Source organism: Archangium sp. (assembly GCF_057119385.1).
Genome location: NZ_DBNGVP010000190.1, coordinates 31,926 through 56,113, shown reverse-complemented (window position 1 = coordinate 56,113; position 24,188 = coordinate 31,926). Strand labels below are relative to the sequence as shown.

19 protein-coding genes are annotated in these 24,188 nt (G+C 69.5%); 9 read left to right on the top strand and 10 right to left on the bottom strand.

Going from position 1 to position 24,188, the window contains the following annotated elements; translation table 11 throughout:
• Window positions 1-93 precede the first annotated feature (93 nt).
• Window positions 94-882, top strand: a complete 789-nt coding sequence (locus AC16DP_RS44775) for a tyrosine-type recombinase/integrase (protein WP_329726829.1) — start codon at window positions 94-96, stop codon at window positions 880-882.
• A 91-nt stretch (window positions 883-973) separates the two neighbouring features.
• On the opposite strand, the gene AC16DP_RS44770 is transcribed toward AC16DP_RS44775, so the two are convergent.
• The 5 genes from AC16DP_RS44770 to AC16DP_RS44750 all read right to left on the bottom strand — a co-directional run bounded on the left by AC16DP_RS44770 (window position 974) and on the right by AC16DP_RS44750 (window position 7,251).
• Entirely contained in the window at window positions 974-2,317 is a 1,344-nt protein-coding gene (locus tag AC16DP_RS44770) for a hypothetical protein (RefSeq protein WP_329726828.1), read from the bottom strand.
• Between the two features lie 203 nt (window positions 2,318-2,520).
• Window positions 2,521-3,465, bottom strand: a complete 945-nt coding sequence (locus AC16DP_RS44765) for a transglutaminase-like domain-containing protein (protein WP_329726827.1) — start codon at window positions 3,463-3,465, stop codon at window positions 2,521-2,523.
• Between the two features lie 6 nt (window positions 3,466-3,471).
• The gene (locus tag AC16DP_RS44760; protein WP_329726826.1) at window positions 3,472-4,014 is read right to left on the bottom strand and encodes a DUF350 domain-containing protein; all 543 of its coding nucleotides are present in this window, start codon (window positions 4,012-4,014) and stop codon (window positions 3,472-3,474) included.
• Between the two features lie 121 nt (window positions 4,015-4,135).
• Complete coding sequence (locus tag AC16DP_RS44755) at window positions 4,136-5,857, bottom strand: LVIVD repeat-containing protein (protein ID WP_329726825.1); 1,722 nt, start codon at window positions 5,855-5,857, stop codon at window positions 4,136-4,138.
• 71 nt (window positions 5,858-5,928) lie between these two features.
• Window positions 5,929-7,251 (bottom strand): ArnT family glycosyltransferase, encoded by a 1,323-nt coding sequence (locus tag AC16DP_RS44750; RefSeq protein WP_329726824.1) that lies wholly within the window; start codon window positions 7,249-7,251, stop codon window positions 5,929-5,931.
• Between the two features lie 198 nt (window positions 7,252-7,449).
• Here AC16DP_RS44750 and AC16DP_RS44745 point away from each other — a divergent pair, with 198 nt between their 5' ends.
• Window positions 7,450-9,528, top strand: a complete 2,079-nt coding sequence (locus tag AC16DP_RS44745) for a thioredoxin domain-containing protein (RefSeq protein ID WP_329726823.1) — start codon at window positions 7,450-7,452, stop codon at window positions 9,526-9,528.
• Between the two features lie 91 nt (window positions 9,529-9,619).
• Here the strand turns inward: AC16DP_RS44745 and AC16DP_RS44740 are convergent, their stop codons facing one another.
• The 4 genes from AC16DP_RS44740 to AC16DP_RS44725 form a co-directional block, all read right to left on the bottom strand.
• On the bottom strand, window positions 9,620-10,879 hold the full coding sequence (locus tag AC16DP_RS44740; RefSeq protein WP_329726822.1) for a hypothetical protein: 1,260 nt from the start codon (window positions 10,877-10,879) through the stop codon (window positions 9,620-9,622).
• 87 nt (window positions 10,880-10,966) lie between these two features.
• A complete protein-coding gene (locus AC16DP_RS44735) occupies window positions 10,967-12,511 on the bottom strand; it encodes a transglutaminase-like domain-containing protein (protein ID WP_329726821.1) in 1,545 nt (514 codons plus the stop codon).
• Between the two features lie 36 nt (window positions 12,512-12,547).
• The gene (locus tag AC16DP_RS44730; protein ID WP_329726820.1) at window positions 12,548-12,931 is read right to left on the bottom strand and encodes a GNAT family N-acetyltransferase; all 384 of its coding nucleotides are present in this window, start codon (window positions 12,929-12,931) and stop codon (window positions 12,548-12,550) included.
• Window positions 12,885-14,015: a D-alanine--D-alanine ligase family protein gene (locus AC16DP_RS44725; RefSeq protein ID WP_329726819.1), complete on the bottom strand. Its 1,131-nt coding sequence runs from the start codon at window positions 14,013-14,015 to the stop codon at window positions 12,885-12,887. The genes AC16DP_RS44730 and AC16DP_RS44725 overlap by 47 nt, the downstream gene beginning before the upstream one ends.
• Before the next feature lie 113 nt (window positions 14,016-14,128).
• Here AC16DP_RS44725 and AC16DP_RS44720 point away from each other — a divergent pair, with 113 nt between their 5' ends.
• The 5 genes from AC16DP_RS44720 (at window position 14,129) to AC16DP_RS44700 (ending at window position 20,718) form a co-directional block, all read left to right on the top strand.
• Window positions 14,129-15,418, top strand: a complete 1,290-nt coding sequence (locus tag AC16DP_RS44720) for an HD domain-containing protein (protein WP_329726818.1) — start codon at window positions 14,129-14,131, stop codon at window positions 15,416-15,418.
• Window positions 15,415-16,929 carry an MBL fold metallo-hydrolase gene (locus AC16DP_RS44715; protein WP_329726817.1) on the top strand — a complete coding sequence of 505 codons (1,515 nt, stop codon included), beginning with the start codon at window positions 15,415-15,417 and terminating at the stop codon, window positions 16,927-16,929. Before AC16DP_RS44720 ends, AC16DP_RS44715 begins: the two co-directional genes overlap by 4 nt.
• A 114-nt stretch (window positions 16,930-17,043) precedes the next feature.
• Window positions 17,044-18,324, top strand: a complete 1,281-nt coding sequence (locus tag AC16DP_RS44710) for a PAS domain-containing sensor histidine kinase (RefSeq protein ID WP_329726816.1) — start codon at window positions 17,044-17,046, stop codon at window positions 18,322-18,324.
• An 11-nt stretch (window positions 18,325-18,335) separates the two neighbouring features.
• Window positions 18,336-18,800 carry a response regulator gene (locus AC16DP_RS44705; RefSeq protein ID WP_329726815.1) on the top strand — a complete coding sequence of 155 codons (465 nt, stop codon included), beginning with the start codon at window positions 18,336-18,338 and terminating at the stop codon, window positions 18,798-18,800.
• On the top strand, window positions 18,790-20,718 hold the full coding sequence (locus tag AC16DP_RS44700) for a response regulator (RefSeq protein WP_329726814.1): 1,929 nt from the start codon (window positions 18,790-18,792) through the stop codon (window positions 20,716-20,718). The genes AC16DP_RS44705 and AC16DP_RS44700 overlap by 11 nt, the downstream gene beginning before the upstream one ends.
• Before the next feature lie 52 nt (window positions 20,719-20,770).
• Here AC16DP_RS44700 and AC16DP_RS44695 read toward each other — a convergent pair whose 3' ends face one another.
• The gene (locus AC16DP_RS44695; protein WP_329726813.1) at window positions 20,771-22,615 is read right to left on the bottom strand and encodes a cytochrome c/FTR1 family iron permease; all 1,845 of its coding nucleotides are present in this window, start codon (window positions 22,613-22,615) and stop codon (window positions 20,771-20,773) included.
• Between the two features lie 221 nt (window positions 22,616-22,836).
• On the opposite strand from AC16DP_RS44695, the gene AC16DP_RS44690 reads away from it, so the two are divergent.
• On the top strand, window positions 22,837-23,322 hold the full coding sequence (locus AC16DP_RS44690; RefSeq protein ID WP_329726812.1) for a hypothetical protein: 486 nt from the start codon (window positions 22,837-22,839) through the stop codon (window positions 23,320-23,322).
• 162 nt (window positions 23,323-23,484) lie between these two features.
• The gene (locus AC16DP_RS44685) at window positions 23,485-24,174 is read left to right on the top strand and encodes a hypothetical protein (RefSeq protein ID WP_329726811.1); all 690 of its coding nucleotides are present in this window, start codon (window positions 23,485-23,487) and stop codon (window positions 24,172-24,174) included.
• Window positions 24,175-24,188 lie beyond the last annotated feature (14 nt).

The following is a 24,188-nucleotide window of genomic DNA, read 5'->3' as shown; positions in this document are numbered from 1 at the left end:
GCGCACCAGTCGGACCGCATCGGCCCTGTACTCCGGGGTGAAACTCCGCCTCTTCCTTCGCTCCATGAACACTACCTCCCGTGTAGCCGACTTATGAGGTGTGTCCACAAAACCGGGGCAGGCTCACTGCGCGACCTGTCCACCAAGACGGTGAACAACGTCCTCACGGTGTTCAACCGGCTGTTGAAGGTGGCCGTGGAGTGGGGCGTGCTCGACAAGCTGCCCGCGAGCATCAAGCTGTTGAAGGCGCCCAAGCCCACCATGGCCTTCTACGACTTCGCGGAGTACGAGCGGCTGGTGGAGGCGGCGGGCAAGTTGGACTGGCGCATTCAGCTCATGGTGCTCCTCGGGGGTGATGCGGGGCTGCGCAGCGGGGAGATCATCGCGCTGGAGTGGCCGGACATCGACTTCCGCCGGGGCCAGCTCCACATCCGGCAGGCCGAGTGGCGCGGCCACGTCACCGTGCCCAAGGGCGGACGGGATCGCCGGGTGCCGATGACGAAGCGGCTGGCGGCGTTGTTGGCGGCCAACCGTCACCTGCGAGGGGCCCGGGTGCTCTACCGCGACGACGGCGAGCCCGTGGCCAGGGCCACCGTCTCCCGCTGGATGAAGAAGGCACAGACACGGGCCGGGCTGCCGGTCACCGGGGCGCTCCACATCCTCCGGCATACCTTCTGCTCGCGGCTGGCGATGCGTGGGGCTCCCGCCAAGGCCATCCAGGAGCTGGCGGGCCACGAGAGCCTCACCACCACGCAGCGGTACATGCACCTCACCCCGGCGGCGAAGGACGCGGCCATCAGCCTGCTCGACACAGCGGACCCCCAGCTTTCTGGAGACATGCTGGAGACGGGCTCCGCGACGCCGGGAAAGACAGGTGGATGAGAAAAGGCGAAGGGCCCGGAATCGTTGAGGTTTCCCTCTTGATTCCGGGCCCTTCTATTGGCGAGGAGTACGGGACTTGAACCCGTGCCCCCTACCGCGTCTCACTCAGTCCCGAGGGACACACGGGCTGCCCGCCACTGGAGAAATAGGCCTTCGAGCGCCGCACGAAGTTCCCGCCATCGGTGGAGGGATTGGTCTGTCCTTCCATGCCGGCGCCAAACACCATGCCGAACCCATGAGCGGCGGCGACCTGGTCGGGGTGGTCGAAGAAGTAGTCCAGCCGGTTGTCGCGCCACTGCTCCCAGGTGCCGGGCAGGGACATGTTGCCCACGGGGAGCTGCCACCACAGGTGGGGCTTTCCGAGCCGCTCGGAGAGGGCCTTGGACCACGTGAAGGCCTGGCGGAAGCTGGGGTAGTTGAAGTTGCTCGGGTCCCACCAGCGCCGGGTGCCCGTGGTGACCTCGTACCACTGGGCATCGCGGTCACTGGCCTCGACGACGACGAAGTCTCCCTCGGCGGCGCCGCACAGGCTCAGGAAGTCGGCCACCTTGCGGGCCTCGACCGTTACGTCGAACAGCGGGTTGGTGTTGAGGTGGGCGTCGATCTTCGTGGCCCACGCCGAGGCATGCAGGCCCACCTTGGCGTTGGGTGCGTACTTGCGAGCCATGGAGATGAGGCAGCGCCCCATCCCAGCCACCGAGTTCGGCAGATGCCCGCAGTCAGTGGGATTGGCCGAGGCGACGGCCGCGGGCAGCAGGCGGGGATCCACGGCGAGGAACTGCGCGTAGGCCCAGAAGTCCGGCTCGAGGTGGAGCAGCGCGGTGGAGCTTCCAATCTGCTTCAGCACGAAGCGCCAGTCGTTGAAGTAGCGCCGCATGAGCGAGACATCCACCACCCGCAGCACCTCGGCGGTCCCATCGACGGCGCCGCTGGCGTGGAGGATCTCATAGTAGGTGATCATCGGAATCTGCCGGCGGGCGGCGGCGGCCTGGAGGAAGTCGCGCAGGTACTGCCCCGGGGCCTGCTGGTCCCACTGCCAGCAGCCCCACCACGCGCAGCCACCGCTCGCGTTGGAGCAGGAGTGCGCCTGGGCGGTGCAGCTCAGACACGAGCCACAGGGCTCGGCCGAGTCGAACAACCCACCCGCGAGGTACAGGTAGCGGACGTCGAACGGCGCCTGCGAGGCGATGGCATCGCTCATCTTCCCGCCGACGAGCACGCGGCTCTTTCCGAGGGCGGACAGCAGGGGCCCGGCGAGGCAGCCCGGGGTGGCGAGCCCGTCACTCCCCGTGAGGGCCTGGGCCACGTGTTGTGGCTCGGGAGCGGGTGCCTCGAGGGCGGCTTCGTCCTCCTGCTCGGGAGGCAGCGCGAGGCAGGCGGGTAGGGTCCACAGGCCGAGCAACGACAGGATGAGCCAGCGGGAGATGGACGGCACGGCGACCTCCGGTAAGGGGTGCCCACCACGCACTCCGGTGCGACCCGAGTGTCGAACGGGACGCAACGGAGCGAGCCAATGCGAGTGAAGAAGTACGGTGGATGAAGAAGGGCTCGGCGGGGGGGCGCCTCGGGGTTGGGAGGTGAAGCTTCGTCCCCGGGCGTGCTCGGGGAACCCACCCTTCGGGCCAGATGCCGCTTCGACTACTCCACGTCTCCGGGCACGGGAGTGTCCACCCCATCAACAGGCGAGCCCGTCTCCCCGGGCAGTTCCGGCAGGGGCAGAACCTTCCACAAGTGGGGCTTGTCGTGCTGGGGCGGAATCATCCCGAGGGGCCATCCCTCGGTGGTGAGCTCCGCGTAGCGGTACACGCGGCCGCCGAGGCGGAAGGGCGGGCCGCGCACGTGCACGGGCAGGGCCACGCCCACGGCGGCGTGGGCGAGCGGGTCCGAGTAGAGGATGGCCGCGTCGATGCCCGCCTGGCGCAGCAGCATCACCGCGAGCACGGCCTTGGAGTCGCAATCGCCCTCGTCCCGCGCGGCGACGAGCGCGGGCGGGATGACGCCGAAGGGCTCTCCCTCGGGCTCCACGTAGTGGATGCGCTGGACGAAGCTGATGATGAGCTCGGCGGCCTCCAGGGAGTCCAGGTGCCGCGCGCGGATGTGCTCGACGAAGCGGGTGCCCAGCGCGTGCACGGGCTCGGCGTTGCTGCGCATGAGCTCGGCGTAGATGCAGCGCATGTCCTGCTGGCACCCGGGCGGGGCCTGGTAGGTGAAGCGGGCGTGGCTCAGCGCGCGGAAGCGCATCTTCCGGCCATAGGCCCGGTGCTGCCCCTCCAGCGTGCTCGCGAGCGACGTCCCGAGGCCGTAGCCCACCCGGTACTCGGGAGGCAGGAGCGACTCGGCGCGCCACTCATAGGTGCGGGCCTGGCTCAGCGGCGTGGAGTCGGGCACGAGCACCATGCCGAGGTGGGTGCCCCGGGTATCGGGCAGCTCGGGAGGCAGGGCCGAGCCTGGCGCGGGGGTGTGCGAGCCGACTCCGGGCGTAGCGAGCCAGCGCAGCCCGAGGAAGCAGCAGCTCGAGACGAGCAAGAGGGCGAGGAAGAGCTGGAGGAGCGTCTTCCGCGGGCTGGTCGGCGGGTCGGCCAAGGACGGTCAGGAAGGAGACTGGAAGGTGGAGGGGGGAAGCTCGGGGAAGGGGATGAGGCCGTTGAGGGTGGCCTGGAGGCCCGGCGCGGTGAGCTGCGCGAGCACGAGGAGGATGGCGGCCAGCACGAGCGCGAGCGCCACGTTGCCGCGGCGCACCTCGGCGAGCTCGTCGACGCCGGGAGTCATCTTGTCGAAGAGGAGCACGCCGAGCGCGAGCACCCCGGTGCCCACGAGCAGGGCCACGCCCACGTGCGTGAGGGCGAAGAAGGTGAGCCGGGCCAGGGCCCCGGGCGCGACGGAGGTGCCGCGGAAGGTGAGGTCCACGGCGTCGAAGGTGGCGCCGACGGCGTTGTTCACCAGCACGCCGAGGGCGAGCAGGCTGGCGGCGTGGACGATTCCGGCGGCGGCATTGCCCTGGCGCAGGTCGACGGTCGGGTCCGTGCCGAGCAGCCGGTTGAGACCGCGGAACGCGAGCCAGATGCCGAGCGCGGCCACCAGCCCACCGAAGATCACCTTGGACAACCCGATGGCGACGAGGAGCAGGTTCATGGGAGCGGGTTCACTCTAGGAGGAAGCCCGCGGGGACGGAATCATTCAACGTGCTCCCTCTCCCTCTGGGAGAGGGCCGGGGTGAGGGTCTGCTCGGCCGCTCACCCCGATTCCCGGTTTCTCACTTCGTCTCGCGCAGGATCATCAGACCGCGGGAGGTATCGACGACGTAGATCAGGCCCGCGTTGAGGGGGGTGACGTCCGGCGCCTTGGGGACGCGGATGCCGATGGCGCCCTCGTAGAAGCCCAGGCCGCGCATCGGGTCCTCGGAGCGGAAGGTGTTGAAGTAGCCGATCTCCCGCGGCTGGGCGGGGTTGGCGACGTCGAGGACGCGGACACCCTCATGGTAGTAGGCGATGTAGAGCCGCTTGCGGGCCTCATCGAGGATCATGTTGTGGATGGAGGCCTCCTCGCGCAGGCGGTAGCGGGAGATGAGCTTCACCTGCGTGGGGTCGGTGACGTCGAGCACGCGCAGGTGGGCGCCCCAGGTCTCGCCGCCCTCGAAGGCGATGAGCCGGTCCACGTAGGTGCCCACGGCGCCCGCGTGGCTGCGGGCGTAGCTGAGCATCGGGCTGCCATCGCGGTGGATGCCGTAGCGGTAGCTACCGAGCGCCACGGGCCCCTGCTCGTTGCTCAGCTGGGAGACGTCGCTGATCTGCATGCCGTAGGACCAGTAATAGCTGTACATCCGGCCCTTGTAGACGAAGGCATCGTGCACGTAGGCGTACGGATAGGACTCGGCGCCGGGCGGCACGTAGCGGCCGAGCAGCACGGGCGCGGTCGGCGTGGAGATGTCATAGATGCGCGTCGGAGCCCCCATGGCGTAGAGGTGGTTGCCCTCGACGAAGACGGTGTGGGCGTCCACGTTCTCCTGGACCTGCACGTGGGAGAGGACGGGGTTGGCGGGGTTGGAGATGTCGTAGGTGATGACGCCGTGCTTGCCGCTGGCGATGTACAGGGCGTCTCCCTTGGCCCAGACGCCGTTCCAGTAGCCGTTCTCGGCGGAGATCTGATTGACGAGCCGCGGGTGCGCGGGGTTGCTCACGTCGAAGACCGACAGGCCGCCCCAGCCCTGGTACGAGCCCTCGAGCGACACGACATACGCGTGACTCTTCGTGACGTAGACGTCCACCGGGAGGCCGAAGGTGTAGCTCGGGGCGTACATGTCGTTGATGGGCGACTCGGAGACGAGCGTGAGCCCGTTGGCTTCGCTCTCGTTGCGCGCGGGCACGATGCGGGCCGTCTTGAAGGTGCCCACCTCCGTGGTCTGCCCGTTGCGGCACACGGCGTAGCACCCGGTGACGTGGTTGGTGTCCTGGGCCTCGCAGCCGGCATAGCCCCACGTGACGTTGCTCGTGCCGCCGTCCGCGAGCCGGCTCGTGGTGTGCCGCGCCACGAACCAGGTGTCATTCGCGAACTGCTTGGTGAGGTTCATGGTGGGGCTGAGTGTGGACCAGCTGTTGAAGGTCTCGACGCCGCCGTCATTGCGCAGCGAATGGCTCTGCATGTAGTAGCGCGCGCCGCCATCGTTCTGCTCGCCGCGCAGGTGCGTGGTGAAGACGCCTTCCTGGCTGGCGCCGCCGAGCGTGGAGCGCGGGCACGCGGACAGGTCGAAGCTGGGGAGCTCCCCACACTGCGTGCCCGTGGTGCCCTGGATGAAGTGGCAGTTGGCGAGGGGACCGTTGGCCTCGAAGTCCCCCGTGTCGACGGCGCCGCCATCCACTCCGGCGTCCAGTCCGGCATCGCCGCCGTCACAGGAGTCGTCCTTGCACTGGGGGTCGGGACATCCGGTGGCGAAGACCAACGGGAGAAACAGCAGGACGGCGAGTCGGCTGCGCTGCATCGCGTGCTCCACGGAAGGGAAGGAGCGGCGCAGCATAGCGGATGTGGCGGAGCGGCCGTCCGGGCCGGGCCTCAGGGCCTCGCGTCGCGCAGCCGCCAGACGAAGAAGGTGTGCACGCGGCGCCCCCGGAAGTCGGCGGGCAGCTCCACCGGCCCCTCCACCGAGGCGAAGCGCGCCGTCAGCTCCTCGGGAGGCGGCTTGTCCTCGGTGAGCCACAACGCGTCCTGGCCGGGCGCCACCGCCGGTCTGGGCCAGAGGTCATACTGGCTGTAGCGGGCGCCGCCCGCGGTGCTCGTGGGCAGCCGGGCGTACCGGGCCACCTCGGAGGCGAGCTGGTAGCTGGGGGAGAACACGCCGGCCACGTCCTCGCGCTCGAGTCCGGGGAAGAGCCGCGAGGGCTCGGCGAGCCGGGCCAGCACGGACCAGCCGTGGGTGCGGGCCAGGGGCACGTCGCGCTCGAAGCGCAGCACGGGGAAGAGCAGGTGCGAGCCCACCGCGAGCACTCCGGCCAGGTTGACGAGCGCCGCGGCGCGGAACCACCCGGGGCGCATGCCCGCGAGTCCCACGCACGCGGAGAGGTACGCGGCGGCCGGCCAGTTGGCCTCGCCCCGGGTGCGGATGGACGCGTAGCCGAAGAGGAGCAGGGGAGCGGCCGCCGCCGCGCGCAGGAGGAACTGCTCCCTTGGGCCGCGGAGGACGTACACAACGGTCAACGCCAGCAGCACGGGGCCGCCGAGCGCGAGCTGGCCGGCGAGGAACTCCCCGAAGCTGCGCCAGCCCCCGGTGCCCCCGAGGCCGTGCTTGAGCTGGAAGGCGAAGCCCACCCAGTCATGCCGCGCGTTCCACAGCACGACGGGCAGGAAGAGCAGCACCCCGAGCAGCGCGGTGAGCCACGCTCCCGCGGGCAGGCGGCGCGCGCGCACGCAGGCGGCGACGAAGGCCGCGGCGAGCAGGACGCCCGGGTACTTGGACAGCAGCGCCAGCCCGCAGGCGAGCCCCGCCAGCACCCACCGCTCGCGGTACAGCGCCCACAGCGCGAGCACCCAGCAGAGCAGCAGGGGCGTGTCGGGCGTGGCCCAGACTCCGGCGAGGACGCCCGCGGGCACCACGCTCCACAGCGCCGCCGCGCGCCAGGCCGCTTCCCTGTCTCCGTACACGTCCCGGGCGAGTCCCCACACCGCGGCCACGGTGCCCGCGCCGCACAGCAGCGCCGTGAGCCGGATGCCGAGCGCGGCGATGAGCCAGGCCACCAGGGGCGGGTGATCGTAGTAGCCCCAGTCGAGGTGCTGGGCCCACTGCCAGTAGTAGGCCTCGTCGAAGTAGATGTCCGTGCCGAAGGCGAGCGCGAGCCGCACCCCGGCGCTCACCGCCAGCAGCACGAGGCTGAGCGTCACGGGGGAGGGGGCACGGGTGGGGAGGGGCTCGGCCACGACCCAGGACAAAGCGCAACCCGGGGCATTTGCCCAGCCCCTTTTCCACCCGGCCTTGAACACTCGGAAGGGTACCGGGGGACACGCACGCTCGGAGGCGCTTGCTCGCGCCGTGTGCGCCCCTTATCACAGTGAGCCCGCCCCCTTCGTCAGGAGCATCCCGTGGCCCAGCTTCCGTCTTCCGGTGCGAAGAACCGCCTCGCGCGAGAGCCGTCGCCCTACCTGCGCCAGCATGCGTCGAACCCGGTGGACTGGTACCCCTGGGGGGACGAGGCCTTCGCGCGGGCCCGGGCGGAGAACAAGCCCATCCTGCTGTCGGTGGGCTACTCGGCCTGCCACTGGTGCCACGTCATGGCGCACGAGTCCTTCGAGGACCCCACCATCGCCGGGTTGATGAACGAGTGGTTCATCAACGTGAAGGTGGACCGCGAGGAGCGGCCGGACGTGGATCAAATCTACCAGGGCGTGGTGCAGCTGATGGGGCAGGGCGGTGGGTGGCCGCTGACGGTGTTTTTGACGCCGGACCTGCTGCCCTTCTACGGGGGCACGTACTTCCCGCCGGGAGACAAGTACGGGAGGCCGGGCTTCCCGAAGGTGCTGGAGGCGCTGCACAACGCGTGGACGGCGAAGCGCGAGGAGGTGCTGCGGCAGTCGGAGGAGTTCCGCGAGGGACTGGGCGAGCTGGCCGGCTACGGCCTGGACGCGGTGGCGGGGACGCTGAAGGGCGAGGACATCGTGGCCATGGGCGAGTCCATGCTGCGCCGGGTGGACGGGGTGAACGGGGGCTTCGGTGGCGCGCCCAAGTTCCCCAACCCGATGAACGTGGCGCTGATGCTCCGGGCCTGGCGGCGCAACAGTGGCAACGAGGCGCTGAAGCAAGCGGTGTTGCTGACGCTGGAGCGGATGGCGCTCGGCGGCATCTACGACCAGTTGGGGGGAGGGTTCCACCGCTACTCGGTGGACGAGCGGTGGACGGTGCCGCACTTCGAGAAGATGCTGTACGACAACGCACAGCTGCTGCACCTGTACACGGAGGCGTACCAGGTGGCGCCGAGGCCGCTGTGGCGCAAGGTGGTGGAGGAGACGGCGGAGTACGTGCGGCGCGAGATGACGGACGCGCGCGGCGGCTTCTACGCCACGCAGGACGCGGACAGCGAGGGCGAGGAAGGGAAGTTCTTCGTCTGGAAGCCCGAGCAGGTGAGGGAGGTGCTGACGCCGGAGCTGGCCGAGCTGGCGCTGCGCCACTTCCGGCTCTCCCCGGGAGGCAACTTCGAGCACGGCGCGACGGTGCTCGAGGCGGTGGTGCCGGTGGAGACGCTGGCGAAGGACTTCCAGCTCCCGGTGGAGGAGGTGGCGGCGCGGCTGGGGGAGGCCCGGCGCAAGCTCTTCGAGGCGCGGGAGAAGCGGGTGAAGCCGGGGCGGGACGAGAAGATCCTCGCGGGGTGGAACGGGCTGATGATGCGGGGCCTGGCCTTCGCGGGACGCGTCTTCGAGCGGGCGGACTGGGTGGACGTGGCGCGGCGGGCGGCGGACTTCCTGTTGAAGGAGCTGTGGGACGGGCAGCGGCTGCTGCGCTCGTACCAGGAGGGGCAGGCGCGCATCCCGGGGTTCCTCGAGGACTACGGGGACCTGGCCTCGGGGCTGACGGCGCTGTACCAGGCCACCTTCGAGCCGAAGTACCTGGAGGCGGCGCAGGCGCTGGTGAAGGCGGCGGAGGCGCGCTTCTGGGATGGGGAGAAGCAGGCGTACCTGACGGCGCCCAGGGAGCAGCAGGACCTGGTGGTGGCCACCTACGCGACGTTCGACAACGCGTTTCCCTCGGGGGCCTCGACGCTGACGGAGGCGCAGGTGGCGCTGGCGGCGCTGACGGGCAACAAGCAGTACCTGGACCTGGCCGAGCGCTACGTCTCGCGCATGCGCGAGCAGCTGCGGCAGAACCCGATGGGCTACGGGCACCTGGGACTGGCCGCGGACGCGCTGGTGGAGGGCGCACCGAGCGTCACCTTCTCGGGGAGCCGGGAAGCGGTGGAGCCGCTGCTGTCGGTGACGCGGGCGGCCTACGCTCCGACCTTCGCCTTCGCGTGGAAGGAGCCGGGAGCGCCGGTGCCGCCGTCGATGCGGGAGACCTTCGAGGGCCGCGAGCCGGTAGGAGGCCAGGGCGCCGCGTACCTGTGCCGCCACTTCGCCTGCGAGCCGCCCATGAAGGATCCGGGCGAGCTCGCGAGAAAGCTCACTTCATGAGCGGAGCCCATGGCCCTGTGTGGCCATGAGCGTCCGCTCCTACCCGAAGCGAGCGATGGCTTCCGCTCGCTCCGGGCTCACCATCCGAGGCTCAGAAGAGCTGGATGTAGTTGAGCTGATCGGAGCCGCCCGTGCGCAGGTTGGATACGTCGCCCACGCTGTAGCCGGCGACGGCCGGGCACGCGCCCACGCCACCGATGGCGCGGATCTCGGAGGAGGACGTGGTGCCGCGCGGACGCACGATGATGCCGCTGAAGTTGACGTAGGTGCCGCGATCATCCGGATCGAACGGCCGCTCCGCCTTGAAGCCCAGCGTCAGCGTGAGGCCGTCGGTGGAGATGTCCGCGGTGACGGACTCCGACACGCCGTTGGTGGTGGAGCCCGCGGGCGTCGGGTAGATGGCGCCCGTGACACCGTCGGCGTCCGGGAAGCCGATGGAGGCCGTGGCGTACTGGCAGTCCGCCGTGCCCGGGACGATCTCCACGGCGCGGTTGAAGGTGATGATCAGCTTGCCGTCCGCGCCCATCAGCTTGCTGGTGTCGTCCGCGTTGGAGCGCACCGCGTAGAGCAGGGTGTCGGTCGAGCCGCTGGTGGTCATCGTCATGCGCTGCTCGGCCTGGCTCACGCCGGCCGTGAAGTTGCCCTGTCCCGACAGCGTCAGCCCGTCCATGGACTGCGCCATCACCGCCTCGCAGCGGTAGCTCGCGCCATTGACGAGCGCCGAGCCCGGGATGGCCGCCACGCCATCCGCATTGGTCGTGGCGGTGACGGTGGTGGTCCCGGTGGTGACCGGATCCATGAAGATGCCCGACACCTGCAGCGTGTTGGCGGTCGTCGGCGTGTACTGGCAGATGACCTGCGCGTTGGGCACCGGGTTGTTGTTGAAGCTCACGTTGAGCCGGTAGTCCACCGAGAAGCCCTTGGGGAACAGCCGGATGTTGGCCACCTTCTGCGCGTGCTCCTGATCGTAGTCGAGCAGCGCGTAGGTGTACTCACCGACGAAGCGCTCGTAGCCCGGGGCCTGCGCGAAGACGGGGATGGTCATCCCCTCGGGGATGTTGTCGATCTGGAAGCAACCGTCCGCCTCGATGGCGTTCTTGTCGTTCAGATCGCCGCGGCCGCACGGCTTCGCCCGGCGGAACTCACCGTCGATGATCGCGTACACCTGGCTCGTGGCGTCGGCGTCGTCGCCCAGGTTGCCCTTCTCGCCCGTCTCCTTGAAGAAGTTCAACCGCTGACCGGTCTGGCCGTCCACGATGAAGCCCACGAGCCGGCCACTGTTGGCCTCGCCCTCACAGCCCGCGAGGGCGAGCAGCGAGACCGCCAGGAACTTCTGAGTCAACTTGTTCATGTAACCCCCGTAATGATTGCCACAAAGGCAGGGGCTCCATAGTCGACTCCCCAACGTGTTGCCAAGAGGGGGGGTTCCTGGCCCCCCCTATTTCACCTCGACGACCTTGAGGGAGCCGATCAGCGGGGTGATTTCCGCGTTTGCCTCCTGGCCCACCCCGAAGTGGGTGGCATCCGCGACTTCCTGGTTGAAGGTGGGGTCCATCTGGGTCCACTCGCCCACGAAGGCCTCCACCCACTCGTGCCAGTAGAGGGCGGGCACCCCGTCCTGGTTCACCATGTAGATGACGCCATCCACCCTCCGTGCGGGGATGCCCGAGGCGCGCAGCAGGGACACCGTCAGCAGCGAGTGCTCCGTGCAGTCCCCCTTGCGTTGACGCAGCACGTCAGTGGCCCGGTCCGCGCTCGCCCCGTAGTCCTTCTTCAGGTTCGTGGCCACCCAGCCGACGATCTTCTTCGCCGCCGTGTAGGCGTCCTTCTCGGTGCCCACCAGCTGCGCGGCCAGCTCGCGGATCTGCGTGCTGTCGCTCTCGACGATGATGGAGCTCTTGAGGTTCTCGCCGCCCTCGGGGTCCTTGAGGGGCCTGGGCGCGAGCTTCTTCGGCTCGGGGGGCCGCGCCGACAGCGTCACCAGCACGCGCCCGTCCGGCTGCGCCTGGTACGTCTGCCGGTAGGTGTCGCGCTGGAACTTCTCCGGCAGGTTCTCCACCACCAGCTTCACCTGTCCGGGGATGGCCTGCGCCTCGGGGGGGAGGGCCCTGGGCAGCACGACGCGCGTGAGGCCGAACACCTCCACCATGTCCAGCCGCTTCGCCACGTCCTCGGGCTCGGCGCGGGCCTTCATCGTCTGGCCGTACTCCAGCTCCAGCAGGCGTCCGTCCTCGGCCACCCACGCCGTGACGGGCACCTTCTCCTTCTCCGACAGGCTGACGGCCTTGCCCACCTTCACCTTGACGCCGCTGATGAGCCGCTCCTCGGCCGGTTGCACCGTGGTGCTCATCTTGTAGGTGCCGAGGTCCGTCCCATCCAGCGCGCTGCCGCTCACGCTCGTCTGGCGCAGCAGCGCCACGCGCACCTGGTCGGCGTCCTCCACCAACTCCGTCGTGGCTGGCAGGTTCACCGTCTCGTCCGGCAGGCCCGGACGCTTGCGCACCACGCTCATCCCGCCGGCCATCACCGTACCCACCAGCGTCTGGTTGCCGCCGTCACCCCGCTGCTCGATGGTGAAGGCCACCAGCTTGCCGCCGGGCCGCGACTCGTAGATGCGCTCTTCCCGGTGGACGCGCTCGGAGAGCCGGGCACCCACCTGCGCCTTGAAGTGCAGCTCGTTGATGCTGCGCACCCGGTCCGCGCGGCCCGGGACGAGGGCCAGGTCGTTGAAGACGTAGCCCACCTTCTTGTCCACCAGGTAGAGGCCCAGGTACTCGCCGCCCTGGGGACGGGGGGCCTTGAGCACGTCGGACACGGTGGCCGGAGCCTGCGCCTGTTGCGCCTGCTGCTCCTGGGGCTGCTGCGTCGTCCGGGCCTGGACGGGGGCCGCCCGGGGCGCGGGCTCCTGCTGCTTGCACTGCACGAGCGCCAGGCTCAGCAGCGCGGCGCCCACGGGAAGGAGGACTCTGCTGGGAAGTCGCATCGCTGGCTGCGCTCCGGCGCGGGGGCGGGTGGCTCGTCAGACCCGCTTGGTGAGGATGATGAGGTCGTCGCCAACCTTGTAGAAGTCGCGGATGCGCGCCTCCTCGGTGTACTTCATGGAGGCGTAGAAGCCGCGGGTGGGACCGTAGGCCTCGGTGGCGCTCGTCTCCACGCGGATGATGCGGGCCTGGATGCGGCGCAGGTCCGCCTCCATGCCGGAGATCAGCGAGGCGCCGATGCCCTGCCCACGCACCGTCGGGTCGGACGCGATCCAGTACAGGTCGTACGTCCCCTCCGTCATCGGCGTGGGGCCGTAGCACACGTACCCCACCAGCGAGCCGTCCCGGTCCGCGACGAGAATCTTGTAGTCGGGGTTATTCGGCTGAAGCGCGAGATCGACGAGCTCGATCGCGACTCCCATTTCTTCCTGCGAGAACGTTTCGATTCGACGGATCAGGGAGGCGAGTGGCTCCCGGTCCTTTCCTTCGAGCGGTCGGATGTCCATGGGCATGGGCTCTCTCTAGTGCGATCTCGACCAGCCGGTTGGCCAGTGCGGGGTAGTCGATGCCGGCCACGCGAGCGGCCTTGGCGAATCCCGCCTCCGGGTGGAGGTCGCAGTTGGGGTTGATGTCGATGACGTAGGGCACGCCCTCCGGAGTCACCCGGAGGTCCACGCGGCCGTAGTCCTGGCACTCGAGGGCGGCGAAGGCATCCATCGCCGTGCGCACCAGGCGGGCCTCCAGCGCGGCGTCCTCCAGCAGGCAGGGCGCGGTGGGGGTGTTCTGGTAGTCGGGCGACTCGGACTCCCACTTCGCCGCGTAGGTGACGATGTTGGGCCGGTCCTCGAAGAGCTTGCCGAAGCGGATCTCCGTCAGGGGCAGCGCCCGGCGCGGGTGGTTGCCCAGCAGCGGCACGTAGATTTCGCGCCCGGGGATGAACTGCTCCACGAGGGCGGGCTGGTGGAAGGTGCGCAGCACGGCCTCCACGGCGCGGCCCAGGGAGGCCCGGTCGTGCACCACCGAGTCGCTCGTAATGCCCACGCTGGCGTCCTCGCGCGCGGGCTTGACGATGAGCGGGAAGGGCAGCTCCAGCGTGGCCACGTCCTCGACGCGGTCCAACCGGGCGAACCCCGGCGTGGACACGCCGCGCGCCTTGAGCAGCTCCTTGGCCTTGTCCTTGTGCAGCGCCAGCCCCAGCGAGAGCGCCGGCGAGCCGGTATAGGGCAGCCCGAGCATGTCCAGCAGGCAGGGGATGACCATCTCGCCCCGGGCATCCGCGGCCACGGACTCGCAGAGGTTGATGACCAGGTCGGGCTGCATCCGGGCGAGCGTGTCCACGAACTCCAGGCCGGAGCCCTCGACGGCGAGCGGCTCGGCGTGGGTGTCCCCGTGGGAGAGGGCGTCCGACAGGGCGGAAGCCACGCGCGTCACGTCTTCTCGCGCCTCCCGACCCGGGTCGTCCTCCAACAGCTCATGGTCTCGGTTGTACAGGATGGCGATATGCATGCGCGGTGCGTGTGCGGCGGCGAGGGTTAGCACGTCCCCCCGGGGGATGACAGTTCACAGATGGCCCGTTTGGCTGGCCGCCGAGCTGGTCCCGGAAGTATGAGAGGAGAACCATGCGGATTCGCGACCCCATTCACGGCACCATCGACGTGAGTGACGAGGAGAAGGCCGTCATCGACAGCCGCTACTACCAGCGGCTGCGCCACGTCCGGCAGTTGGGCTTCGGCGACCTGGCCTTCCCCGGCGCTACCCACACCCGGCACGCCCACTCCCTGGGCGCGATGCACGTCGCCTCCCGAGTCTTCCAGGCCGTCACCGGCCGCTCCAGTCTCCCCGTGGACATTCGCGGCCGCTTCAGTGCCGCGGTGCGTCTGGCCGTGCTGTGTCATGACCTGGGCCACATGCCGCTCTCCCACGCCTCGGAGCGCATCGCCCCGTCGCGAGCCTCCCTGCGGCTGCCCCCCTGGTTGGATGCCGTGGCGGAGGGAGAGCAGGCCACCCACGAGGACTTCACCGCCAAGCTCCTGCTGGACAGCTCGCTCACCCCCATCATCGAGCAGCGCTATGGGCCGATGGGCATCACCCCCGCGGCGGTGGTGGGCCTCATCACCGGGGCCCGGGCGCCGCAGGACCCTGGCTTCTCGCACGGGGGGGTGGACTGGACGCCGCTCCTGCGCGCCATCGTCTCCGGCGAGCTGGACGCGGACCGCATGGACTACCTGGTGCGCGACTCCTTCTATACGGGAGTCAACTACGGCCGGTACGACATGGACTGGCTCATTTCGAACCTGAATCCGGCGGTGAAGGATGGGCGCGTCTACCTGGCGCTGAGCCGGGCGGCGGCGTTCGCCTTCGAGGACTTCCTCCTCAGCCGCTACCACATGTTCGTCTCCGTCTACTACCACCACACCTCGGTGAACTTCGACTACATGCTGCGGCGCTACTACGAGGAGGCGCCCGGCGAGTTCGAGATTCCCTCGGACCCGGAGGCCTTCCTCACCTGCGACGACGTGGCGCTCTGGTACACGCTGCGGCGCTCGAGGAACCAGTGGGCCGAGCGCATCTCCACGCGCCGGGGCTTCAAGCTGCTGGCGCAGTTCACCGAGCGGGACGTGGGCTATGACCTCGAGGTGCTGCGCAGCGCGCTGGTGACGGGCGGCTTCGAGCACTTCACGGTGGAGTCCAAGGGGGTGCTCTCCAAGTACTTCTCGGAGGGCTCGGGCCCGAGCCTCTTCATCGCCGACATGTCCACCGGCCGGCTGACGGAGGTGGCCCGCTACACGCCGCTCTACCAGCGCTACAGCGGCGCGGTGAGGCTGTCGCGGCTGTACGTCCGGCCGGATCAAATCGAGGACGCGCGCAACATGATGGCGCGGCTGTTGGGACAGGCGGTTCAATCATGAGCGAGGCGTTTCCCGGGATGCCCCCGCCGCCCCCCGTGGCGGCGACGAGGCCCGCGTCGGTGGTGGTGCCCTACCGCAGGACGCCGGAGGGCGTGGAGGTCTTCTGGGTGCGGCGCGAGAAGGCGCTCGCCTTCGCCGGGGGCTTCTATGCCTTCCCTGGCGGCAAGGTGGACAAGACGGACGCGCTGGTGCCGGTGCGCGGGGCCTCGGGGCAGGACGCGGCGCTGCGGGTGGCGGCGGCGCGCGAGCTGCTCGAGGAGGCCGGGGTGCTGGTGGCCGAGGGCGCCCGGCGGCTGAGCCCGGAGGACGTGCGGGAAGCCCGCCGCGCGCTGCTGGAGAAGCGGAGCACGTGGTCGGAGTTGCTCCAGCGGCATGGCCTGGTGCTCCGGGCGGAGGACTTCCCGGACGCGGGGCGGTGGGTGACGCCGGAGTTCGCCCCCGTGCGCTTCGACACCTTCTTCTACCTGGTGGAGACGCCCGAGTACGCCCAGGCCGAGTGCTGGCCCGGGGAGCTGTCGGAGGCCGCGTGGGTGAAGCCGGCCGACGCGCTGGCCCGCTGGGAGCAGGGCACCGCGCTGCTGCACCCGCCCGCCCTGCACGTGCTGCGGGTGATGGCGGACTTCGACACGCCGGAGCGGGCCCTGGCGCGCCTGAGAGATCAGCCGGACTGCCCGGACTTCATCGCCCAGCGCATCGAGTTCCACCAGGGCGTGCGGGTGTTCCCGCTGCGCACGGCCACGCTGCCTCCCGCCACGCACACCAACGCGTACGTGCTGGGCAACGGCGAGCTGCTCATCGTGGACCCGGGCGCGGACGACGAGGCCGAGGTGGAGCGGCTGCTGAAGATGGTGGACGGGCTGCTGCAGGAGGGGCACCGCGTCCAGGCGGTGGTCCTCACGCACCACCATGGGGACCACGTGGGCGGCGTGCGCGCGGTGACGGAGCGGTTGAAGGTGCCGCTGTGGTGCCACGCGCGGACGGCGGACCGGGTGGACGTGCCGGCGGCCCGCCTGCTGGAGGACGGCGAGGTGCTGGAGCTCGCGGGCAGCCCGCCCCAGCGCTGGCGCGTGCTGTACACGCCGGGGCACGCCCGGGGCCACCTGTGCCTGGTGGACGAGCGGACGCACGCGGCGGTGGTGGGCGACATGGTGGCCAGCGTGGGCTCCATCGTCATCGACCCGCCCGAGGGCGACATGGCCGAGTACCTGAAGCAGCTCGCCCGCCTGAGGGACTGGCCGGTGACGACGCTGCACCCCTCGCACGGCACGGCGATTCCCGACGGGCCGGCCAAGCTCCAGGAGTACCTGGACCACCGCGCGGCGCGCGAGGCCCGCATCGTGGAGGCCGTGCCCGCGGACGGCGTCTCGCTCGAGCAGGTGGTCGAGCGGGCGTACTCGGACACACCTCCCTTTCTCCACCCGGTGGCGGAACGGAGTGCACTCGCGGTGCTGCTCAAGCTCGTGGGCGAAGGTAGGGTACGGGAGGCCGCTGGCCGTTACTTCCGTACCTGAGTTACACCCCAGGGGCTGGTTTGATTCAGCCGCTTTCTTGCCATCAAAATAAAGGCGCGGGGCCCGGTGGGGGCCTCGTCCAGTCGACACGAAGTGCCATCAGGGGGCACCTGCTTGGAAACGCGCCGTAGTGCCCAGGGGGACGCTCTCCCCTCCGATGCCTCCACTGCTCCGCCTCGGGAAACGACGGTCGAGGAGCTGCTCGAGGTGATCGCCAGGATGGTGGCGAACGAGCCCCATGTCCGGTGCCGGGTGGGAGAGGGGCCCCTGACGCCGGTGGCCACGGCGCTCAACACGCTGGCCGGTGAGCTCGAGTCGCGTCGCGTCCATCCGGACGGGATGTTCGGCGCGGAGGTGTTGGTCGCGCAGTCGCCGGTCGCGATGATGGCGTGCGACGCCGACGAGCGGATCCAGTTCATGAACTACACCTTCCCGGGTCTGAAGCTCTCCGACGTGGTGGGCAGGCGGTACTACGAGTTCACCCCATCGGAAGACCTGGAGATGGTACGGGGCCACGTCCGGCATGTCCTCACCACGGGCGAGCCCGTCTTCTACGAGCACCGGCCCAACATCGGCTACGGTCCCGAATGGTTCGGCGTGCACCTGGCGCCGATCCGCTCGGGGGACCGGGTCGCCGGCTTCACCATGAGCCTGATGGACATCTCCGACCTCAAGCGGACCCAGTTCCGCCTGGAGCAGTCCAACCGGGAGCTGGAGAGCTTCGCGTCCGTGGCCTCGCACGACCTGCAGGAGCCGCTGCGGAAGATCCAGACCTTCGGCGAGCGCCTGAAGACGACGTGCGCTTCGGCCCTGAGCCCCGAGGGCCGCGACTACCTCGAGCGGATGAACAACGCCGCGGGCCGCATGCGCAGGTTGATCGACGACCTGCTCTCCTTCTCGCGCATCTCCTCCAAGGCGCCCACCTTCGCCCGCGTGGACCTCGGCCGGGTCGCCCGCGAGGTGCTGATGGACCTGGAGACGGCCATCGAGCAGGCGGGCGCGTCCGTCTCGGTGAGCGAGCTGCCCACGCTCCAGGCCGAGCCGATGCAGATGCGCCAGCTGCTCCAGAACCTCTTGAGCAATGCCCTCAAGTTCCGCCGGGAGGGCGTGGTGCCGGCCGTCTCCATCTCGGCCACCGTGGATGCGAACGCGGGCCAGTACGAGCTCCGGGTGGCGGACAACGGCATCGGCTTCGACGAGAAGTACCTCGACCGCATCTTCAACGTCTTCCAACGGCTGCACGGGCGCGGCAAATACGAGGGCACGGGAATTGGTCTGGCGATCTGCCGGAAGATCGTCGAGAGACACGGTGGGTGCATCGGCGCGCGGAGCACTCCCGGCCAGGGGGCGACCTTCCTCGTCACCCTGCCCCTCAAGCCGCCCCAACCCAGGTAGAGAGGAGACCCATGCCACACCGAAAGCCCGTCACGATCCTGATGGCGGATGACGACATGGACGACCGGGAGTTCGCCCGCACGGCCATGCAGGAGAGCCGGCTCATGAACGAGCTCCGGTTCGTCGAAGATGGGGAGGAGCTGCTCGACTACCTCTACCGCCGCGGCGCCTACTCGGACCCCAAGAGCGCGCCCCGGCCGGGGTTGATCCTCCTGGACCTCAACATGCCCCGCAAGGACGGCCGCGAGGCGCTGCGGGAGATCAAATCCGACCCCACGCTGCGGCAGATTCCGGTGGTCGTCCTCACTACATCCAAGGCCGAGGAGGACATCCTGCGCAGCTATGACCTCGGGGCCAATTGTTTCATCTCCAAACCCGTGACGTTCGATGGGCTGGTCGAGGTGGTGAAGGTTCTCGACAAGCACTGGTTCCAGATCGTCGAACTGCCACGCCCCGCTGGTCCCCATGAAACCTGATGCAGAACAGCCCTTCATCCGCATCCTGCTGGTCGAGGATGACGAGGATGACTTCGTCCTGACGCGGGACGCCCTTCGCACCATCAGCAACGGACGCATGGTGCTCGAGTGGGTGGACAACGGCGAGCAGGCGTTGGCGGAGCTCAAGACCGGGCGCCATGACGTGTGCCTGCTCGACTACCGGCTGGATGCCAGCACGGGACTCGAGCTGCTCGCGCGGATGCGGCAGCAGGGGTGGCTCGGCCCGGTCATCCTGCTGACGGGGATGAGTGACGATGCGCTCGACGAGCAGGCGCTGAAGGCCGGAGCGGCCGACTTCCTCGACAAGTCGCAGCTGACGCCCACGCTGCTGGCGCGCTCCATCCGCTACGCGCTCCAGAACGCGCGCACGCTGGAGGCGCTGCGCCGCTCGCAGGCGAGCTTCCGCGCCCTCATCGAGCGGCTGCCGGACGGCATCGGCGTGACGCAGGACGAGCGGCTCGTCTATGCGAACCCCGCGCTCGTGTCGCTGATTGGCCTGTCGTCCGCGGACGAGCTGCTGGGGGGCTCGCGGGCCGAGCTGGAGGCGCTGTTCATCCACGCCGAGTCGCGGGCGTTGCTCCCCCGGGACGACCAGGCGGAGAAGGAGTCGAAGGCGCCTCCTCCCATGGAGATCCGCATGGTGCGCAAGAACGGGACTCCGGTCTTCGTGGAGCTCGCCCATGCGCCCAGCGTGTTCGACGGCCATCCGTGCATCGTCTGGCTCGTGAGGGATATGACGGAGCGTCGGCAGATGGAGGCCCGCCTGGTGCGCGCCGACCGCATGGCCTCGCTCGGGACGCTCGCCGCGGGCATCGCGCACGAAATCAACAATCCGCTCGCCTTCACGGTGGCCAACCTCAGCCACCTGGAGTCGGACGTGCTCCCCCGGCTGAAGCTGCCCACGGGCGAGCAGGAGGATGTGCGCAAGCTGGTCTCCGACGCGCAGCTCGGCGCCACGCGGGTGCGCGACATCGTGCGGCAGTTGAAGATGTTCTCGCGCGCGGACGAGCAGGCCCGGCCCGAGCCCGTGGAGGTGACGCGCGTGCTCGAGAGCGCCATCAGCATGGCCTCCAATGAGATCAAACACCGCGCCCGGCTGGTGCGGGACTTCACGGACCCGCTCGTGGCCGAGGCGCACGAGGGCCGGCTCGGGCAGGTGATGGTGAACCTGCTCGTCAACGCGGCCCAGGCCATCCCCGAGGGGAACGTGGAGCTCCATGAGATCCGCGTGCTCACGCGGACGCATGCCGAGGGCCTGGCCATCGAGGTGAGGGATACGGGCTCGGGGATTCCCCCGGAGAACCTGGAGCGGTTGTTCGAGCCGTTCTTCACGACGAAGCCCGTGGGCGTGGGAACGGGGCTCGGCCTGCCCATCTGTCAGGACATCATCACCAGCTTCGGTGGACGGATGGAGGTGGAGAGCCAGGTGGGCAAGGGGAGCACCTTCCGCGTCATCCTCCGCGCGGCCAACGTGGTGCGCCCGAGCGAGCCGGTGAAGGAGGCCGTGGCACCCGCGGCCTCCCGGCGCGGCCGCATCCTGGTGGTGGACGACGAGCCCATGATTGGCATGGCCATCCGCCGGACGCTGCAGCGGGAGCACGAGGTCATCGCGCTGACGAGCGCGCGGGAGGCCCAGGCGCGGCTCATCAGCGGAGAGCGCTTCGACCTCATCCTGTGCGACCTGATGATGCCGGAGATGAGCGGGATGGATCTGCACCAGGCGGTGGCGAACCACTCGCCCGGGCTGGCCGGGAGCATGGTGTTCCTCACCGGTGGAGCCTTCACGGCCAATGCCCGCGACTTCCTGAACCAGGTACCCAACCACCGCGTGGAGAAGCCCTTCTCCACCCAGGAGCTGCGCGGGCTGGTGCAGTCGCTGCTGGCCGCCGTGTCGTGAGGTGCGCGCCCTCTCCCTCTGGGAGAGGGCGGGGGGTGAGGGTCGTCCTCGACTACGAGGCGTCCGCCAGCCTCGTGCTGCCGCCGCGCCGCTTGATGACGAGCATGACGAGCGGGATGGCCGCCAGCACCACCTGGGGGAAGAACGTCAGGGCATCCGGGAAGATGCCGAGCGGCTCGAAGGTGAAGAGGGGGATGGGGCTGAGCGGCACCATGCCCACCTCCTGCAGGGCGCGCAGGCCCTTGCCGAGCAGGATGACGGCGGTGACGACCAGCAGCACCGTGGACGCCTTGAAGAGCGTCTTCATGGGCAGCTTGTAGCCCACGCGGTTGATGAAGAGCACCAGCACGGTGAGCGCCACGGCGCCCGCGGCACAACCCCAGGCCACGCCGGACGCCGAGTCGAAGGCCAGGCCCTGCAGGAAGATGGCCGTCTCCACGCTCTCGCGCAGCGCGGCGGAGAAGGCGATGGCGAACAGGCCGGCGGCGCTGCCCTTGCCGAGCGCGCCCTTCATCTTCTCGCGCAGCTCGCCCATGAACTGGCTCATGTTGGCGCGCGCGTTGAGCCACAGGGCCGCGTACAGCAGCATCACCACGGCGGCGAGCGCGGCCACGCCCTCGAGCATCTCGCGGTTGGCGCCGCCCAGCAGGTGCCGGCCGAAGATGAAGAGCAGGGCGCCCACCACCAGCGCGGAGATCCACCCGGCGTGCACCACGCGGGCGTACGCCGTGGCCTGCATCTTGCGCAGCATGGCGAGCAGCGCGGCGACGATGACGGTGGCCTCGAAGCCCTCGCGCAGGAGGATGAGCACGGTGAGCCACAGCACCGAGACGAAGCCCGCGGTGGTGCCACTGCCGCGCCGCGCCTCGTCCAGCAGGGACAGGAGGATGCGGCCCTCGTCCTGGAGGTGCGGGCTCTTCTTCTCGGCGGCGAGCCGCGTGTCCAGGAAGGCCTTCTCCAGCTTCAGCACCAGGTCCGGACTGCGGGCCCGCAGCGTGGACTCCACCGGCTCGAGCCCGTTGAGGTAGGCGTCCAGCAGCGCGTTGCGTGCCCCGACGGAGTCCCCGGCGGCACCCAGCTTCAGCGCCTGCTCCACGTGGCTCCGGGCCGCCAGCAGGCCGCGCTCCTCGTCCACGTCGGGCATCTTGCGGCGCAGGCACGCGAGGTGCTCCTGCCCGTGGGCCTGGACGAGCTCGGGGTCCGTGGCGTTGGCGAGCTTCTCCAGCGACACGCGCGGCGGGTTGCCCTCGCACGCGGGCTGGCGCAGCGTGTGGACGTAGAAGGCGACGGCCCAGCGCTCCTCCTCGGTGAGGGTGGGGAAGCCGGGCATGGGCGTCCCGGGCACGCCGAAGCCCACGGTGTTGAAGGCCTTGTACGGGGTGAGCCCGGCCATGATGTCCGCGTCATGGAAGTTGGCGGGCCTGGGCTCCATCGTCTCGGCGATGGGCACCTGCGCGCGTCCGTCCGTGCCGTGGCAGGCCACGCAGCTCTGCTGGTACACCCGGGCACCCAGCTCGAGGTCCGGCGGCGTCCGCGGGCTGCGCGCCAGGCCCCCGGCGAGCACCAGGTCCTCCACCAGCTCGCCGCAGTCCCGGCTGACGCCCTCGGGATCCTCGGCCTTGTCCACGCGCGCTTGAATCTCCTTCAGGCGCGGCAGGAACGCCTGGCCCCGGGAGCCCAGCTCACCGGCCGCTTCGGTCGCCTCGGCGATGAAGCTGCGCTGCTCGGCCAGCTCGAAGTCGGACTTCGACTCCACCGCCGCCGGGTAGTCGGCTTGCAGGTACTGGAGGATGCCCACCAGACGGTGCCAGGTGCGCCCCTCGGACGCACCCTCTTCCGCGGACGCCAGGGGCGCCGTGAGCAACAGGGACAGGAGCAGGAGGCCGGTGCGCTTCACATTCCACGGTCTACCAGTCCTTCGCTCGTATTTCAATTTTGATAATCAAAATCAATTCGATGGAAGGGGCCGAGCTCATCGTTTCCAACAGTGGGGTTCGTGGGGGCTCGGAGGACGGGGGGGGCGCCTCGAAGGCAGGGGCGGAGCGCTCTCACCATGCCGGGCTGCTCTCGACCGGATATCCGTTCTCCACTACTACTTCTGCGGTAGTATCGCGCCGCATGACCGAACCCATCGAGCACGAGTTGATCCGCAGCATCGCATGTGTGGACATCAAGGTCGTCAAGACCGAGAAGCAGCCCACGTCCGCCGACGACTGGCACCTGGTCATCGAGGGGCGCCTGGGCGAGGCAGAGGACGACGATGTCGAGTTCGCCGGCATGGGGCTGTTGTACTCGCTCGGCCTGCTCTCGTTCGCTGATGCCCGTCCGCGCGGCGTGTCGGAGATGGACTTCGATGCCACCGACCACTGGACCTCCGGTGACATGCTGCGCCATTTCCGCTTCGAGAGCGGAGAGCTCCACTTCAGCGCCGACTACGTCCGCGGGCGCTGTATGAAGACCGACGTCATTGTTCGCCGTGACGGCACCTTCCGCCTCGAAACGACCCACCGGGGCGAGGCGGCGACGCGGTGGATTGCCCGGCTCCAGGGCAAGAAGGTCCTGGCCCCCGTGCGCGGCCTTCCCGCAGGGACCGGGCCGCAATAGCCACTGGTCCCGGGCGGGCACTCCAGCCCCCTGAGGCGCATCATCTCCCAGGTCATCCACCCACCACGTGACTTTTCCCGTCAGTCTGTTCAGGATGCACGCCAGACCCTGGTTGGTGGCGGGCGGCCTCGACCCGGGCCGTGCCAAGGAGGCATTCGACCGATGAGCCGACGCGAGAAGACTGCCCGATTCGACCGTGAGAAGGTGCGCGCCCATGCTCGCGGGCTCGATGGCGTGGGGCTCCGGGTCTGGCTGGACCGAGCCATCGACCTCCTCCCGAACGAGGTGCTCCCCGAGCTCGTCGCCGACTACGTCCGCCTGGAGGATGTCGTTGCGGACGGCCGGGCGGAGCCCGAGCTGCTGCACACCATCCGTCGCTTCCATCGCGAGAGCCTCGCCGGGCGCTACTACCAGGATTTCACGGTGAGCTCGCGCAACTTCATGGAGAAGTCACGCGGCACGGAGACCTTCATCGCGGAGCACTCGCGGCTGCTCGACGCCTGCATGAGGGCGGAGCGCGCGGGAGACCTCGGCGTGGCCCGCGAGGGGCTGGGTCTTCTCATCGATCTGATGCGCCAGATCGACCGCTGCGAGGCCGACATCGTCTTCTTCGCTGACGAGGCCGGCTCATGGCAGGTCGGCGTGGACTGGGCAGCAGTGCTTCCGGCCTGGTTCCGTAGCCTCTCACCCGTCACAGACCCCTACGACTGGGCCGAGGTGGTGATCGATGCGCTCAACGATTTCGCGGGATACCAGTGGGAGCCCATCCTCGCGGCCGCTCGCGACATGGCCACACCGGAACAACGAGAGGCCCTGGTGGAGTACGACGGCAACCTGCGCCGGACGCGGTGAGCGCGCCGGGACAC

Coding starts and splice junctions, on each gene's coding strand:
- AC16DP_RS44700 (WP_329726814.1), top strand. CDS start 18,790: ATGAAACCTGATGCAGAACAGCCCTTCATCCGCATCCTGCTGGTCGAG.
- AC16DP_RS44760 (WP_329726826.1), bottom strand. CDS start 4,014: ATGAACCTGCTCCTCGTCGCCATCGGGTTGTCCAAGGTGATCTTCGGT.
- AC16DP_RS44755 (WP_329726825.1), bottom strand. CDS start 5,857: ATGCAGCGCAGCCGACTCGCCGTCCTGCTGTTTCTCCCGTTGGTCTTC.
- AC16DP_RS44740 (WP_329726822.1), bottom strand. CDS start 10,879: ATGAACAAGTTGACTCAGAAGTTCCTGGCGGTCTCGCTGCTCGCCCTC.
- AC16DP_RS44775 (WP_329726829.1), top strand. CDS start 94: ATGAGGTGTGTCCACAAAACCGGGGCAGGCTCACTGCGCGACCTGTCC.
- AC16DP_RS44725 (WP_329726819.1), bottom strand. CDS start 14,015: ATGCATATCGCCATCCTGTACAACCGAGACCATGAGCTGTTGGAGGAC.
- AC16DP_RS44685 (WP_329726811.1), top strand. CDS start 23,485: ATGAGCCGACGCGAGAAGACTGCCCGATTCGACCGTGAGAAGGTGCGC.
- AC16DP_RS44735 (WP_329726821.1), bottom strand. CDS start 12,511: ATGCGACTTCCCAGCAGAGTCCTCCTTCCCGTGGGCGCCGCGCTGCTG.
- AC16DP_RS44705 (WP_329726815.1), top strand. CDS start 18,336: ATGCCACACCGAAAGCCCGTCACGATCCTGATGGCGGATGACGACATG.
- AC16DP_RS44730 (WP_329726820.1), bottom strand. CDS start 12,931: ATGGGAGTCGCGATCGAGCTCGTCGATCTCGCGCTTCAGCCGAATAAC.
- AC16DP_RS44715 (WP_329726817.1), top strand. CDS start 15,415: ATGAGCGAGGCGTTTCCCGGGATGCCCCCGCCGCCCCCCGTGGCGGCG.
- AC16DP_RS44690 (WP_329726812.1), top strand. CDS start 22,837: ATGACCGAACCCATCGAGCACGAGTTGATCCGCAGCATCGCATGTGTG.
- AC16DP_RS44720 (WP_329726818.1), top strand. CDS start 14,129: ATGCGGATTCGCGACCCCATTCACGGCACCATCGACGTGAGTGACGAG.